The organism is Streptomyces sp. NPDC043726 (assembly GCF_056436565.1).
Map to the genome: position 1 here is coordinate 1 of NZ_JBWKCI010000008.1, position 14,940 is coordinate 14,940.

General features: G+C 70.5%; 11 protein-coding genes. 8 read left to right on the forward strand and 3 right to left on the reverse strand.

The features are described 5' to 3' along the window. The first annotated feature begins 415 nt into the window (after positions 1–415). Both AC068Z_RS23200 and ptsP read left to right on the forward strand, forming a co-directional pair. The gene (locus AC068Z_RS23200) at positions 416–865 is read left to right on the forward strand and encodes a PTS sugar transporter subunit IIA (RefSeq protein WP_478558659.1); all 450 of its coding nucleotides are present in this window, start codon (positions 416–418) and stop codon (positions 863–865) included. Positions 866–944: 79 nt separating this feature from the next. Further along, positions 945–2,615 (forward strand): phosphoenolpyruvate--protein phosphotransferase, encoded by a 1,671-nt coding sequence (ptsP, locus tag AC068Z_RS23205; protein ID WP_478558662.1) that lies wholly within the window; start codon positions 945–947, stop codon positions 2,613–2,615. 67 nt (positions 2,616–2,682) lie between these two features. On the opposite strand, the gene AC068Z_RS23210 is transcribed toward ptsP, so the two are convergent. Beyond that, the gene (locus AC068Z_RS23210) at positions 2,683–3,576 is read right to left on the reverse strand and encodes a hypothetical protein (RefSeq protein WP_478558665.1); all 894 of its coding nucleotides are present in this window, start codon (positions 3,574–3,576) and stop codon (positions 2,683–2,685) included. An 85-nt stretch (positions 3,577–3,661) separates the two neighbouring features. Next, positions 3,662–5,629 carry an acetoacetate--CoA ligase gene (locus tag AC068Z_RS23215; protein ID WP_478558668.1) on the reverse strand — a complete coding sequence of 656 codons (1,968 nt, stop codon included), beginning with the start codon at positions 5,627–5,629 and terminating at the stop codon, positions 3,662–3,664. A 213-nt stretch (positions 5,630–5,842) separates the two neighbouring features. Here AC068Z_RS23215 and AC068Z_RS23220 point away from each other — a divergent pair, with 213 nt between their 5' ends. Then, positions 5,843–8,212: a glycoside hydrolase family 31 protein gene (locus AC068Z_RS23220; protein ID WP_478558671.1), complete on the forward strand. Its 2,370-nt coding sequence runs from the start codon at positions 5,843–5,845 to the stop codon at positions 8,210–8,212. A gap of 2 nt (positions 8,213–8,214) precedes the next feature. Here AC068Z_RS23220 and AC068Z_RS23225 read toward each other — a convergent pair whose 3' ends face one another. Further along, entirely contained in the window at positions 8,215–8,748 is a 534-nt protein-coding gene (locus AC068Z_RS23225) for an NUDIX domain-containing protein (RefSeq protein ID WP_478558674.1), read from the reverse strand. A 170-nt stretch (positions 8,749–8,918) separates the two neighbouring features. On the opposite strand from AC068Z_RS23225, the gene AC068Z_RS23230 reads away from it, so the two are divergent. The 5 genes from AC068Z_RS23230 to glpK all read left to right on the forward strand — a co-directional run bounded on the left by AC068Z_RS23230 (position 8,919) and on the right by glpK (position 14,903). Beyond that, positions 8,919–9,350: a Zn-ribbon domain-containing OB-fold protein gene (locus AC068Z_RS23230; protein ID WP_478558677.1), complete on the forward strand. Its 432-nt coding sequence runs from the start codon at positions 8,919–8,921 to the stop codon at positions 9,348–9,350. Further along, a complete protein-coding gene (locus AC068Z_RS23235) occupies positions 9,347–10,537 on the forward strand; it encodes a lipid-transfer protein (RefSeq protein WP_478558679.1) in 1,191 nt (396 codons plus the stop codon). Before AC068Z_RS23230 ends, AC068Z_RS23235 begins: the two co-directional genes overlap by 4 nt. A gap of 121 nt (positions 10,538–10,658) precedes the next feature. Continuing rightward, entirely contained in the window at positions 10,659–12,311 is a 1,653-nt protein-coding gene (locus AC068Z_RS23240) for an EAL domain-containing protein (protein ID WP_478559872.1), read from the forward strand. Positions 12,312–12,643: 332 nt separating this feature from the next. Beyond that, positions 12,644–13,369, forward strand: coding sequence for an MIP/aquaporin family protein (locus AC068Z_RS23245; protein ID WP_478558682.1), 726 nt, complete (start codon positions 12,644–12,646; stop codon positions 13,367–13,369). A gap of 22 nt (positions 13,370–13,391) precedes the next feature. Then, complete coding sequence (gene glpK, locus AC068Z_RS23250) at positions 13,392–14,903, forward strand: glycerol kinase GlpK (protein WP_478558685.1); 1,512 nt, start codon at positions 13,392–13,394, stop codon at positions 14,901–14,903. Positions 14,904–14,940 lie beyond the last annotated feature (37 nt).

The following is a 14,940-nucleotide window of genomic DNA, read 5'->3' on the forward strand; positions in this document are numbered from 1 at the left end:
ATCTGGCGTTGATTTTTGGCACGCTGTTGAGTTCTCAAGGAACGGTCGCTTCCTTTGTACTCACCCTCTCGGGCTTTCCTCCGGGCTTCCCTTCGGTGTTTCCAAACTCTATCAGGGTTTTTCCGGCCCTCTGACCACCGTCCTGCGGGCATGCAGAAGGTGACCCCGAGATAGGATCTGACAAGTTGGATGCTGCCGGGCAAGGACGCTTGGTTCGCGTCACTCAGCCGCAAGCAGGAGTACGACTGTACACGGGGCCGTGGAGCGCGCGCAAATCATTTGGAGTTATGGTCTAGACCACCAGCGGCGCCTCGAAGCGGAACCGGTACTTCATATGACATACCCTGCTGAACAGTGCGCCGTCCGGTACAGGCAGTGACGGCCCATATAGATCTCCACCCCTGGGAGGCTTCCCATGACCACCGTGACGTCCCCGCTCGCCGGACGCGCCATCGGACTGGCAGCAGTGCCCGATCCGGTCTTCTCCGGGGCCATGGTCGGCCCGGGTACAGCGATCGACCCCATTCGTGAGGCCTCCGCGGCCGTCTCCCCCGTGGACGGAGTCATCGTTTCCCTTCACCCGCACGCGTTCGTAGTAGTGGACGAGCAGGGCCACGGCGTTCTCACCCACCTGGGCATCGACACCGTGCAGCTCAACGGCGAGGGCTTCGAGCTGCTCGTGGCCAAGGGCGACACCGTCACCCGCGGCCAGGCCGTGGTGCGCTGGGACCCGGCCGCCGTCGAGGCCGCCGGCAAGTCCCCGATCTGTCCGGTCGTCGCCCTTGAGGCCACCGCCGAGGCTCTCGGTGAACTCCGTGAGGACGGCGATGTGAAGGCCGGCGACAGCCTCTTCCTCTGGAAGTGACATCAGCGCCGTCCCGCGACGGCAAGTAGGGACAACCACCGCGGCGGCGGGACCCGCCGCACTAACGGAGACGGGTGAGATGGAGACAACGCTGCGAGGCGTCGGCGTGAGCCACGGTGTGGCGATCGGCGAGGTTCGGCACATGGGAACGGCGGTGCTGGAACCGCCGGCCAAGCAGATCCCGGCGGAGGAGGCGGAGCGCGAGCAGGGGCGCGCCCGTAAGGCCGTGGAGGCTGTGGCAGCCGACCTGATGGCGCGCGGCAATCTGGCGGGGGGCGAAGCCCAGGCGGTTCTCGAGGCCCAGGCCATGATGGCGCAGGACCCCGAATTGATGGCGGATGTGGAGCGCCGTATCGCCGTCGGCAGCACGGCTGAGCGCGCGGTGTACGACGCCTTCGCCGCATACCGCGAGCTGCTGGCGAGCGCCGGTGAATACCTCGCCGGCCGGGTGGCGGACCTCGACGACGTGCGGAATCGTATCGTCGCCCGTCTGCTCGGGGTTCCCATGCCGGGCGTGCCAGACAGCGACGAGCCCTACGTCCTGGTCGCTCGCGATCTCGCGCCGGCCGACACGGCGCTGCTGGACCCGACTCTGGTTCTCGGATTCGTCACCGAGGAGGGCGGGCCGACCAGCCACAGCGCGATCCTGGCGCGTGCTCTCGGTGTCCCCGCCGTGGTGGCGCTGCCCGGAGCCGGCGAACTTGCCGAGGGCACGATGATCGCCGTCGACGGCAGCACCGGTGAGATCTTCGTGAACCCGAGCGAGGAGAAGAAGGGACAGCTCGAGTCCGCGGCCGCCGAGCGCAAGGCGGCGCTGGCCGCCTCGACCGGTCCTGGTGCCACGGCCGACGGTCACAAGGTGCCGCTGCTGGCCAATGTCGGCGGCCCCGCTGACGTGCCGGCCGCGGTCGAGGCCGGCGCCGAGGGTGTCGGTCTCTTCCGCACCGAGTTCCTCTTCCTCGACGACAGCAAGAACGCTCCTTCCGAGGAGAAGCAGGTCGAGGCCTACCGTCAGGTGCTGGAGGCCTTCCCCGAGGGTCGAGTCGTCGTACGTGTCCTGGACGCGGGCGCGGACAAGCCGCTGGACTTCCTGACCCCGGCCGACGAGCCGAACCCGGCTCTGGGTGTGCGTGGCCTGCGCACGCTGCTGGACCACCCGGAGATCCTGCGCACCCAGCTGACGGCGCTCGCCAAGGCGGCGGAGGGCCTGCCGGTCTACCTTGAGGTCATGGCTCCGATGGTGGCCGACCGTGCCGACGCCAAGGCGTTCGCGGACGCCTGCCGTGCCGCCGGGCTCCAGGCGAAGTTCGGTGCGATGGTCGAGATCCCGTCGGCGGCGCTGCGGGCGCGCTCGATCCTGCAGGAGGTCGAGTTCCTGTCCCTGGGCACCAACGACCTCGCGCAGTACACGTTCGCCGCGGACCGTCAGGTGGGCGCCGTGTCCCGGCTGCAGGATCCGTGGCAGCCGGCGCTGCTGGACCTGGTGGCGCTCTCCGCCGAGGCTGCGAAGGCCGAGGGCAAGAGCTGTGGCGTCTGCGGCGAGGCCGCGTCCGACCCGCTGCTCGCGTGTGTGCTGACCGGTCTGGGCGTCACCTCCCTCTCCATGGGTTCGGCGTCCATTCCTTATGTGCGGGCGACTCTGGCGAAGTACACGCTGGCGCAGTGCGAGCGTGCCGCGGCCGCCGCGCGGGCGGCCGACAGCGCCGACGAGGCACGCAGCGCGGCGCAGGCCGTGCTGTCCGGCGAGTAGTCGGTCCCGGGGCGCGTGCGCCCGGTCTTGGGGGCGCTCCACCTTCGGGTGGGGCGCCCCTTCGCCGTCAGTGGGTGTGCCCGGGGAACGCTCCCGTGTCTCCGAGGTCCGGTGGGACGGTGTAGTCGACGTTGGACTCGGGAGAGATGAGATCGCCCGATTCGACGTCGGTGCAGTAAGCGTCGAAGACCTCGCCTGCGGTGAGGGGCTCCAGGCCGTCTCCGCGCAGGCGCCAGCCGTAGATGGTGTCGGTGGTGCCGGGTGCGCTGGTGCGCATGACGAGTCCGCCGGTGCTCTGGGTGGCGATGCCGAGGGCCAGCACCGTGGTGAATTCGAGGGCTTCGGCCTCGTCGAGTTCGGTGGTGCCACCCGCGTCCTCGTCTGCGTGCAGGACCGAGACCAGTGCCTCCGGCGTGCCGGAGACGCTGCAGACGAGGTGCCGGTGGCCGGGCCGGGCGGTATCCAGGATGCGCACGAGCAGGGACGAGGCCCGGGCGAACGCTGCCCGGCCGATGTCCTCGCCGCAGGTGGCGCAGGTGCCCAGGCGGGTCAGGAGCGTGGAGGCGTACTCCCATGTGGCCTGGCGGACGGCCTCGTCGATGAGGTCGGGGACCAGATCGGCCAGGGGCTGGCCCTCGTAGGGAAGGCTGGGGCCCGTGGTGGCGAGTTCGGCGGTGAAGCGGGTGCGGCTGGACGGGATGTCCGGATCGAGGCCGGTGTCCGCGCAGAATTCGGCGTACTCCTGTGGGTCGAAGAGCGCCACGGTGGTGTGACTGCCCTGGGAGGCTCGTGTTTTGAGCAATGCCTCGACTTGTTCGAGATATTGCTCGTGGTCGTCGAAGGTGAAGCTGCGATAGCGCAGCATGGCGCGGAAGTCGTGCTCGTCGGTGAGCAGGCCGATGGTGCCGGCGATTTCACGGCGCAGGACGCGTCGCATGGTCTGGTGGTCGGCGGTCGCCATGGTTCCCCCTGAGTGCGCGGTCGATCAATGCTCACTCACAGTAACCATCGGCACTGACAATCGGCCTGACCTCGTCCTTTGCGGGTCAGGTGCGCTTCCGGGCGAGGTCCTCGTAGAACTTCAGGAGGTCGAGGTTGTCGATCGAACCCGGGTTCACGGCCTTGTCCAGAGGCGTGCCCTGGAGGAGCCGCTTGACGGGTACCTCGATGCGCTTGCCCGTGAGGGTGTGGGGAACGCCCGGTACTTCGATGACCTCGTCGGGGACGTGGCGGGGTGAGAGCTGTTCGCGGATGGTCTGCTTGATGCGGTTCAGCAGGGCTTCGTCGAGTACCGCGCCGGGCGCCAGGTGGACGAAGAGGGGCATCCAGTAGCCGCCGTCGGGCTGTTCGATGCCGACGACCAGGGATTCCTTGATCTCGGGAAGGCGCTCGACTGCTTCGTAGATGTCGGCGGAGCCCATCCGCACGCCTTGGCGGTTGAGAGTGGAGTCCGAGCGGCCGTGGATGACGACCGAACCGCGTGCGGTGACGGTGATCCAGTCGCCGTGCCGCCACACGCCGGGATAGGTGTCGAAGTAGCTGTCGTGGTAGCGGCTGCCGTCAGGGTCGTTCCAGAAGTGGATCGGCATGGAGGGCATCGGGTTGGTGACCACGAGCTCGCCGACCTCGTCGGTGAGGGGCTTGCCACTGGGGTCCCAGGACTGCAGGTCGGTGCCCAGGCCGGGGGCCTGGAGCTCGCCGATGTACACCGGCAGCGTCGGTACCGCCCCCGCGAAGCAGGAGCAGACGTCGGTGCCGCCGCTGACGGAGGCGATCCAGAGATTCTCGCGGACCTCGTCGTGCAGCCAGCGGAAGCCGTCGGGCGGCAGGGGTGAGCCGGTGGTGGCGACGCACTGCACCTTGGAGAGGTCGAAGTCGCGTCCCGGGTGCACGTCGGCCTTGCGGCAGGCCATGACGTACGCGGCGGACGTGCCGTAGAGGGTGGCGCCGGTGCGTTCGGCGATGCGCCATTGGGCGCCGGTGTCCGGGTAGCCGGGGCTGCCGTCGTACAGCACGATCGTGGTGCCGGTGAGGAGGCCGGAGACGAGGAAGTTCCACATCATCCAGCCGGTCGACGTGTACCAGAAGAAGGTGTCGTCGGGGCCGAGGTCGCAGTGCAGGCCGAGCTGCTTGAGGTGCTCGACGAGGATGCCGCCCTGGGACTGGACGATGGCTTTGGGCAGGCCGGTCGTACCGGAGGAGTAGAGCACCCACAGGGGGTGGTCGAAGGGCACCTGCTCGAAGACGGGTTCGGTGTCGGCGCTGGTCAGGGACGACCATTCCAGGGCGCCGTCGGGGGCCTCGGTGCCGAGGAGCGGGATGTGGACCACGGCGCGCAGGGTGGGCAGTTCGCGCCGCAGTTCGGCGACGGTGTCGCGACGGTCGTGTTCCTTGCCGCCGTAGCGATAGCCGTCGACGGTGAACAGGACCACGGGTTCGACCTGCTGGAAGCGGTCGAGGACACTGCGGGCACCGAAGTCGGGGGCGCAGGAGGTCCACACGCCGCCCACGGCGGCCGTGGCGAGGAGGGCGACGACGGCCTGCGGGATGTTGGGGAGGTAGCCGCTGACACGGTCTCCGGGACGTACGCCGAGGGCGCGCAGTTCGGCGGCGAGGGAGCCGACCTGGCGGCTCAGCTCGGACCAGGTCACCGGGCTCGGTTCGTGGGTCTCGTCGACGTACAGGAGCGCGGGTTCGTCGGCGCGGGTCGCGGCCGCGCGCAGGGCGTGCTCGGCGTAGTTGAGGGTCGCCCCGGGGAACCATTCGGCGCCCGGCATCGCGCGGCTTCCGAGCACGCGCGCGTACGGCGTCGAGAACCGTACGTCGAACCACTCGGTGACGGCTTTCCAGAAGGTGTCCAGCTCGTCGACGGACCAGCGGTGCAGTGCCGCGTAGCCGCCCTCGGACGGTGCTCCGTGGTGTTCTGCCGCCCAGGTCTGGAACTTGGTGACCTGTGCGTGGGCAATGCGTTCCGGATCCGGCTGCCAGAGCGGCTCGGGGTTCAGGGTCGACATGGGGCGGCTCCCGGACTGTGCGCGTCGTGTGCGTCGTCCGCGCACGAGCAGGGGTGTGCGCGTGACGCGGCTGACAGGGACGATGCCATGTGATCGACTCCGGCACCAGGGTGCGCCCCACATAGTCCGTGTCGTGAAGATGTGGTCCCGCCACGGGTGAACGGCAGTTGAACGGGACACCCGTGTGGTGCTGTCAGTGGCAGGCTGAGCAGCATGGACGGTCGTGACCTGGTGCGTTCGGTGAGAGTGGTCGGTTCTACGGGGGCGGCCCAGGGGTTGCGTACCGTGCGGGCGGCATGGCGCAGGCGGCGTGCGGACGCCGCCGGGCTGCCGCCCAGGGGTGCCGAACGCGCGCGCGTGCCGGGTCCCGTGCAGGGCGTGGAGCCCGGGCCTGGTGGCGGCGTGCTGCGGTTCAGCCGGACGCTGCTGCGCATCACGGTGACCGTGAACGGTGCCGTGTTCTGGGGCTGGGACGGCGCGGAGGCCGAGCCGTCGTACGCGCTCGCGGGCCGTTGCCCGGAGCCGGATCCGCGGGCCGTGCTGGAGCCGGACAAGGACGGCGGCTGGCGGGTGGTGGCCGAGCGGGTGACGGTGGTGGTCTCGCGGCACGGCGCCGTGGAGGTGCGTACGCCCGGCGGAGTGACCCTGCGCCGTGATCTGCCGCCGCGGTGGTGGGAACCGGTGGAGGGCGGTCCGGCGCGGTGGATGCAGCGGTCCGAGGTGGCCGCGGACGCGCGTTTCTTCGGCCTCGGCGGGCGGGCGTCGGGGCCTCGGCTGCGGGACGGAACGTACCGCCTGTGGAACACCGACCCCGGCCGTGCCTTCGGGCCGGGGGACGATCCGCTGTACGTCACGATGCCGGTGCAGATGGTGGTGGCCGACGCGGCGACGCATCTGGTCTTCCACGACACGTCGTGGGACGGCACGGTGACGTTGCGGGAGGGCGAGGAGGGGGCCGGTTCCGGGCACGACCGGACGGGGACGTGCGAGGTGCGGATGGAGGGCGGGCCGCTGCGCTGCTGGGTCATGGTGGGCACTCCCGCGCGGGTGCTGCTCACCTGGGCCTCGCTGACGGGGGCCGCGGCGCTGCCGCCCGCGTGGGCGCTCGGGCACCATCACGCGCGGTGGGGCTTCGGCAGCGAGCAGGAGGTGCGGCGGATCGTTTCGGGTTATCTGGAGCGGGGGCTGCCACTGGACGCCGTCCATCTCGACATCGACCACTACGAGGACCATCAGGTGTTCACTGTCGATCACGAGCGTTTCCCCAAGCTGCCCCAGCTCGCCGAGGAGCTGCGGCGGGACGGGGTCCGGCTGGTGTCGATCGTCGACGCGGCGGTCAAGGCCGACTCCGGCAACGCCGTGTACGACAGCGGGACGGCGGTGGACGCGTTCGTGCGGGATGCCTCAGGGCGTCTCGTCGAGGGGGTCGTCTGGCCGGGGGAATCGGTGTTCCCGGATTTCACGCACGCGCGTGTGCGTGAGTGGTGGGGCTCTCTGTACGAGGAGCGACTGGCGCAGGGGTTCGCCGGCTTCTGGCACGACATGAACGAGCCGACGTCATTCGCGGCGTTCGGTGAGTCGACCTTGCCGCGTTCTGCCCGCCACGCCCTGGAGGGGCGGGGCGGTGACCATCGGGAGGCGCACAACGTCTACGCGCTGTGCATGGCCAGGGCGGGTTACGAAGGGCTGCGCGAACTGGCGCCCATGGAGCGGCCCTTCGTCTTCTCCCGGTCCGGATGGGCCGGTCTCCAGCGTTACGGCGGGACGTGGTCGGGCGATGTGGCGACGGGCTGGCCGGGGCTGCGGGCCTCACTGTCGCTCGTGCTGGGGCTCGGCCTGTGCGGGGTTCCGTACTCGGGGCCGGACGTGGGCGGCTTCGACGGCAGCCCGTCTCCCGAGCTGTATCTGCGCTGGTTCCAACTGGGCGCCTACCTGCCGCTGTTCCGAACGCACGCGAGCCTGCGGGCGGGACGCAGAGAGCCGTGGGAGTTCGGTTCCGAGGTGTTGGAGCACGCGCGCGTGGCGTTGGTGGAGCGCCGGCGGTTGTTGCCGTACTTCCTGACGCTGGGGCATCTGGCTCGCCGGACGGGGGCGCCCTATGTGCGGCCGGCCTGGTGGGGCGCCCCCGAGGACCGGGGGCTGCGGGACTGCGAGGACGCCTTCCTCCTGGGCGACTGTCTGCTGGTCGCCCCGGTCCTGGACCCCGGAGCTGACCGGCGTGCGGTGCAGTTGCCGCGGGGCCGGTGGTACGACACGGTCACGGAGGAGGTGTACGAGGGGCCGGGGCAGGTGCTGGTCGACGCGCCGCTGTCCCGTGTCCCGGTGCTCGCGCGCGCGGGTGCCGTGGTGCCCGTGCGGGGGGAGGACGGCGGGTTGGAGCTGGAGGTGTGGGCGCCCGCACGGGGCCGGACCGGAGGCGGCCTGGTCGTGCCGGACGCGGGCGACGGATGGGACGAACCCGAGGTGGAGCGGTACGTCGCCCGCTGGGAGGGCCGGCAGGTGGTCGTGGAGCGGGAGGTCGAGGGGGGCGTCGTCGTCGAGCCGCCCTACCCGGTGCGGATACGAGGGCTCGCGCGGGCCTGAGCTCAGTAGCGGCCCTCGAACCAGGCCCGGGCGGCCACGGTGTGCAGAGGGAAGGCGAGTTCCTCGGGGCGGCGCAGGAGGTGCCAGCCTTCCGTCTCGTCCGTCGACGCGGACGGCGGGAGGTGGTCGGCCGGCCGCTCCGGGAGGAGCCCGAACAGCAGGAGATGGCCGTTGGGTGAGCTCATCGCGTCCACCAGCCGTACGTCCCGGCTGACGGCGTCGATGCCGGTCTCCTCCTTGAGTTCACGGACCACGGCCTGGCGCCAGTCCTCGCGGTCGTCGATGTAGCCGCCGGGCAGTGCGATGCTCCCGCGCGCGGGAGCGATGGTTCGGGTGATGACGACCAGGGCGGTGCCCTTGGTGTCGTACACGGGCTGGAGCGCGATGGCGACCGGCAGCGGATTGCGGTAGGCCACGGTGCCGCAGGCCGGGCAGGTGCGGGGCCAACCGGAGGCGCCCTCTCCGAAGGGCGCTCCGCAGCTCGAACAGTGGGAGTCGGGCGCGGAGTTGGGGTTCGGGTGTTGAGTTTCGGACACGCGGCGGACTGTATCTGATCACAGGAACGGCTTCTTCCGGGGGCGGTCCTAAGGTCCGGCGTCCCTGAGCAACGGAGAAGCCGGTGTCATCGTCGCGCGCCCGTGGCACACTTCTGACGTTGCGTCAGATTTGTTTCCGGGGAGGGGTTTTGTCACGTACACGCACACCCGTGGTCGCCGGATGGTTCTCCGGAGAGGGCCAGGACTTCCGACTCCTCGGGACGCGCTGCTCCGTCTGCGCTTCGGTGTTCTTCCCGCGCGAGGACGCGCATTGCCGCAACCCCGGCTGCCCGGGGGGCGATCTGGAGGAGGTGCCGCTCTCGCGGCGTGGCCGCGTCTGGTCGTACACGGACAGCCGATACCGGCCACCGTCACCCTATGTGACCAATCCGGAACTTCCGTGGGAGCCGTGCACGTTGATCGCAGCGGAACTGGCTGCTGAGCGCCTGGTGGTGCTGGGGCAGGCCGCCCCTGGGGTGACTGTCGGTGATCTGGAGGTGGGCATGGAGGTGGAGGTCGTACCGGGTGTGCTCCATGAGGACGCGAAGGCGGCCTGGACGACTTGGTGGTGGCGTCCGATGACGGGGGCGATGACGACATGACGGAGGAGGTGGCGGTCCTCGGTGTGGGCATGCACCCCTGGGGCAAGTGGGGACGCGGCTTCGTCGAGTACGGCGTGGCTGCCGCCCGGGCCGCCCTCGCCGACGCGGGGATGGACTGGCGGGACGTCGGGTCGGTCGTCGGCGCGGACACCGTGCGGGGCGGCTATCCGGGGTATGTCGCCGGAGCGACCTTCGCCAGGGCTCTCGGGTGGCAGGGAGCCCGGGTCACCAGCGTGTACGCGGCCTGTGCGTCCGGGGCGCAGGCCATCGGCGCCGCGCGGGCGCAGATCCTGGCCGGGCTCGCGGACACGGTACTGGTCGTGGGGGCGGATGCCGCTCCCAAGGGCTTCTTCCGGCCGGCGGGCGGCGACCGGCCCGACGACCCGGACTGGCTGCGCTTCCGGATCCTCGGGGCGACCAACCCGACGTACTTCGGGCTGTACGCACGGCGGCGGATGGCCGTGCACGGAGACACTCCTGACGACTTCGCTCAGGTCAAGGTGAAGAACTCCGCCATGGGGGCGCTGAATCCGAACGCGCGCTACCGCAAGCGGGTCACGGCGCAGGAGGTGGCCGCCTCCGCCGTGGTCGCCGATCCGCTGCGGCTGCTGGACATCTGCGCGACCTCGGACGGCGGAGCCGCGCTGGTGCTGTCCAGCATGGAGTTCGCGCGCAGGCACGGTGTGGCCGATCCGGTGCGGATCCGGGCGGTGTCCACGGTGACGCCGCGCTTCCCCAACACCGTCCTCGATCTGCCGGACATCGCGACCGACTCGGCGGTCGCGGTGGATCCCGCTCCGGAGTCGTTCCGGGCCTCGATCGCCCGCGCCGCCTACGAGGAGGCCGGTGTCGGACCCGAGGACCTCTCCCTGGCGGAGGTGTACGACCTGTCCACGGCGCTGGAGTTGCAGTGGTACGAGGATCTGGCGCTGTGCGCCGAGGGCGAGGGGGCGAAGTTGCTGCGGGACGGCGTGACGAGCCCCGGAGGGCGCATACCGGTGAACGCCAGCGGTGGGCTCGCCTCCTTCGGCGAGGCGGTGCCCGCTCAGGCCGTCGCCCAAGTGTGCGAACTGACCTGGCAGTTGAGGGGCGCCGCGGGCGAGCGGCAGATCGCGGGCGCGCGCGTGGGCATTTCGGCGAACCAGGGACTGTTCGGGCACGGCTCAGCGGTGATAGCAGTGCGGTGATGCCGGACCGAGGAAGGAGCCACAGCGGGAACCGTCAACGCTCTGTGACCATGCCGGAATCCTGCGTGAACGTCTCATGAACTGGGCTCGGGCACATGAAGGGGGCGCCAATATGCTTCCCGTGCACTCCTGGACGGATACTCTCCGCTTCGCCTTCCAGCCGGTGGTCAATCTGACGACCGGTGGAGTGGCGGGGCTGGAGGTTCTTGCCCGTCCGGAGACCGGCGACATCCTGGCCGAAGCCCGGCGCGACCCCGAACTCGACAGCGGCCTGGCCGTGTCGGCGGTCCGCGCGGCGGCCCGCAAGGAGACGCTGCTGCCGCTGCACGTCAATGTCTTCGCCGGTACGCTCGCCGACCTCGGCGGGCTGGCACGGCTGCACGACGCCGTGCGGGAGGCGGGGCGGATGCCCTGGGAGGTGACCCTCGACATCGTCCCGCCGTACACGCACGTGCCTCAGCAGGCGCTGCTGGAGGCGGTGGCCGAGCTGCGGGAGCAGGGGTTCCGGATCAGCGCGGACGGCGTCGGGGACGGGGACGTACCGCTGCGGCTGCTCGTCGATCTGGCGCCGGACCTGGTGAAGCTCGACGCCTCGCTGATGGCCCGGCCGGCGGCGGTGCGGGCGATGCGGACCCTGTGCGACGAGCTGGGCGCGCTGCTGTGCGTGGAGGGGGTCGAGACCGAACTGCAGTGCGCGGCCGCGGTGTCGGCGGGTGCTCAGCTGGCCCAGGGCGAGCTCTTCGCGCCGCCCGCCCGGCTGCCCGCCGCGGACGTATACGTTCCGCCCCGCCGGCCCGGCGGTGGGACGCCTCAGCGTTCGGGCCCGGCGGTGCGGGAGTTCGTACGGCCCGCGGCCCTGCTGCCGGCCACCGCGTCGGCCGGTCAGGTGCGCACCCTGCTCACCGGTTCACCGGACGTCTCCGGGGTGCTGCTCGTGGACACGCGCGGGGTGCCGGTCCGCTCGGTGCACCGCTCCCGCTTCCTGCTCTCCATGTCCGGACGCTACGGCCACGCCCTGTACGCCGACCGGCCCGCGTTCAAGCTGGGGGACGCGCCACGGACGGTCGGCGTCGACGCCACCGCCTGGGAGGTGCTGGACGTCGTGGCGGTCGGCGACCGGGACCGTACGTCCGACGACGTGGCGGTCGTGGACCGGTACGGCCGGTGCGTGGGCGTCGTACGGCTCGCGGACCTCGTCCGGGCGCTCGCCGAGTCGCGGGTGGAGGAGGCGGCCGGCCTCAATCCCCTGACGCGGCTGCCCGGTTCCGACGCCATCACCGGCGAGGTGGACCGGCGGATCGCGGACGGTCGGACCTTCGCCCTGAGTTGGCTGGATGTCGACCACTTCAAACTGGTCAACGACGGCGCCGGGTTCGCGGCCGGCGACGAGTTGATCCGCGCGGTGGGGAGGACGCTGCAGCACGCCGCGTCGGGCGGCACGCGCGTGGGGCACATCGGCGGCGACGACTTCCTCGTGCTCGCCGATCCGGAGGGTCTGGATCCGCTGGCCACCACCGTGCTGGACGCCCCGTGGTCGGCGGGCGGACGGCCCGTCACGCTGTCCCTGGCGACGGTCCTGTGCGTGCCGGGCAGCGTCCTGGACCACCGGCAGGCTGCCGCCTGTCTGGCGCCCCTGAAGCAGGCGGCGAAATCGTTGCGCGGGGCCAGTTGGGTGCTCGGCCGCGCGGGGCTTCCCGGTCTCGAGATCCGGCGCGGGGCCGGAGCGACGGCCGCTCAGGCGCAGTGTGCCGTGGCCGAGCCGGGCAGGGGCTGAATCCCGGCCCCTCGGTGTCGCCTTCGGCCGTACGGACACGCCCCCAACCATTGCCGTCCGCGACCTTGACGCCCATGGGACACCGGTGAACACTTCCGGTGTCAGTCGACATCGCCGTACATTCACGGCGTACCAGGCACTGTGCCGCCGCATGGGCTCGGCCTGATCCGGCCACGGCCACCCCCCACGGGCGATGCGACGACGGCACGCTCGTCACGGACGCCGGGCGGGGCGCGGGACCCTCCCTGCCTTCGGCTGAATCCGCCGTGGGAAACGCACCCTGCACGCCAAGGCCGGGGTCGATCACCCCGGGCCAGGGCCTAGGAGCCGCCATGAGCAATGGAGACATCTTCCTCGGTGAGGTCATCGGAACAGCGATCCTGATCCTCTTCGGCGCCGGAGTCGTCGCCGCCGTCGTACTGAAAGACTCCAAGGCCAGGGACGCGGGCTGGGTCGTCATCGCGTTCGGCTGGGGGTTCGGGGTGCTGGCCGGGGCGTACACGGCCGCGCCCCTGTCCGGTGGGCACCTGAACCCTGCTGTGACCTTGGGGATCGCCATCGACACCGGCGAATGGGACAAGGTCCATCTGTACATCGCCGGGCAGATGGTCGGCGCGATCCTCGGTGCCGTGCTGTGCTGGCTGGCCTACTTCGCGCAGTTCCAGGCCAACGCGGAGGAGGAGAAGGCGCAGCCGACCCTCGGGATCTTCTCCACCGCACCGGCGATCCGCCATCCGGTGGCGAACATCATCACCGAGATCATCGCGACCATCGGTCTCGTGCTGCCGATCCTCGCCTTCGGACTCACCGAGGGGCTAGGCGAGTCCGGTACGTCGATCCTGATCGTCTCCTTTCTGGTGGTCGGCATCGGTCTGTCGCTCGGCGGCCCCACCGGATACGCCATCAACCCGGCCCGTGACCTGGGCCCGAGGCTGACGCACGCCGTCCTGCCGATCCCCAACAAGGGCACCTCGGACTGGGGTTACGCGTGGATACCGGTCGTGGGACCGCTGATCGGCGGGGCGCTGTCCGGGCTCATCTTCAACGCAGCCTTCTGAAGGAACCGACGAAGGGGACGTCATGACGGACAAGTTCGTCGCCGCTATCGACCAGGGCACCACCTCCAGCCGTTGCATCGTCTTCGACCAGAACGGCGCCATCGTCGCCGTCGACCAGCGCGAACACCGCCAGATCTTCCCCAAGCCGGGCTGGGTGGAGCACGACGCCACCGAGATCTGGTCCAAGGTGCAGGCGGTGGTCGCCGGGGCCATCGCCAAGGCCGGACTGCGCGCGGACCAGCTGAGCGCGCTCGGCATCACCAACCAGCGGGAGACCACGGTCCTGTGGGACCGCGCGACGGGCAAGCCCGTGCACAACGCGATCGTCTGGCAGGACACCCGCACTTCGGCCCTGTGCAACCAACTCGGCGGCTCGGACGGGCAGGACCGTTTCCGCGAGCAGACCGGGTTGCCGCTGGCCAGCTACTTCTCCGGGCCCAAGGCGGCCTGGCTGCTGGACAACGTCCCCGGTCTGCGGGCCCGGGCCGAGCGCGGCGAGATCGCTTTCGGCACGATCGACTCCTGGCTGATCTGGAACCTCACCGGCGGCACGGACGGCGGCCACCACGTCACCGATGTCACCAACGCCGGGCGCACCATGCTGATGAACCTGGAGACCCTTCAGTGGGACTCCTCGATCCTCGCCGCCATGAACGTCCCCGAGGCGGTCCTGCCCGAGATCCGGTCCTCCGCCGAGGTGTACGGCACCGCCGTCGGCCAGCTCTCCGGAGTGCCGGTCGCCTCCGCGCTGGGCGACCAGCAGGCGGCTGTGTTCGGGCAGGCCTGCTACGACGTCGGCACGGCGAAGAACACGTACGGCACGGGCAGCTTCCTGCTGCTCAACACAGGGAACCGACCGGTGCCGTCGAAGAGCGGGCTGCTGACGACGATGGGCTACAAGATCGGCAGCGAAGCACCGGTGTACTGCCTGGAGGGGTCGATAGCCATAACGGGCGCGCTCGTCCAATGGTTCCGGGACCAGCTCGGCATCATCCGGACCGCGGACGAGATCGAGTCCCTGGCGGCGAGCGTCGACGACAACGGCGGGGCGTACATCGTGCCCGCGTTCTCCGGCCTGTTCGCGCCCTACTGGCGCTCCGACGCGCGCGGGGTGGTCACCGGGCTCACCCGATACGTCACCAAGGCGCATCTCGCCCGCGCGGTGCTGGAAGCGACGAGCTGGCAGACGCGCGAGGTCGTGGACGCCATGTACCAGGACTCCGGGGTGCAGATCACCACCTTGAAGGTGGACGGCGGCATGACGAAGAACAACCTGCTCATGCAGCACCAGGCGGACGTGCTCGACGTGCCGGTGATCCGGCCCAGGGTGTCCGAGACGACCTGCCTGGGCGCCGCGTACGCCGCGGGCCTCGCGACCGGTGTGTGGAACGACCTCGACGAGCTCAAGGCGCACTGGCGGAAGGACGTCGAGTGGACACCGTCGATGGAGGCCTCCGTGCGGGACCGTGAGTACCGCAACTGGCGCAAGGCGGTGGAGAAGAGCTTCGGCTGGCTGGCGGACGGCGAGGAGTAGGCACGCGCGCGTGGAGCTTCCCAGGCCGCGGCCCGTA

Coding starts and splice junctions, on each gene's coding strand:
- AC068Z_RS23200 (WP_478558659.1), top strand. CDS start 416: ATGACCACCGTGACGTCCCCGCTCGCCGGACGCGCCATCGGACTGGCA.
- ptsP (WP_478558662.1), top strand. CDS start 945: ATGGAGACAACGCTGCGAGGCGTCGGCGTGAGCCACGGTGTGGCGATC.
- AC068Z_RS23210 (WP_478558665.1), bottom strand. CDS start 3,576: ATGGCGACCGCCGACCACCAGACCATGCGACGCGTCCTGCGCCGTGAA.
- AC068Z_RS23215 (WP_478558668.1), bottom strand. CDS start 5,629: ATGTCGACCCTGAACCCCGAGCCGCTCTGGCAGCCGGATCCGGAACGC.
- AC068Z_RS23220 (WP_478558671.1), top strand. CDS start 5,843: ATGGACGGTCGTGACCTGGTGCGTTCGGTGAGAGTGGTCGGTTCTACG.
- AC068Z_RS23235 (WP_478558679.1), top strand. CDS start 9,347: ATGACGGAGGAGGTGGCGGTCCTCGGTGTGGGCATGCACCCCTGGGGC.
- AC068Z_RS23245 (WP_478558682.1), top strand. CDS start 12,644: ATGAGCAATGGAGACATCTTCCTCGGTGAGGTCATCGGAACAGCGATC.
- glpK (WP_478558685.1), top strand. CDS start 13,392: ATGACGGACAAGTTCGTCGCCGCTATCGACCAGGGCACCACCTCCAGC.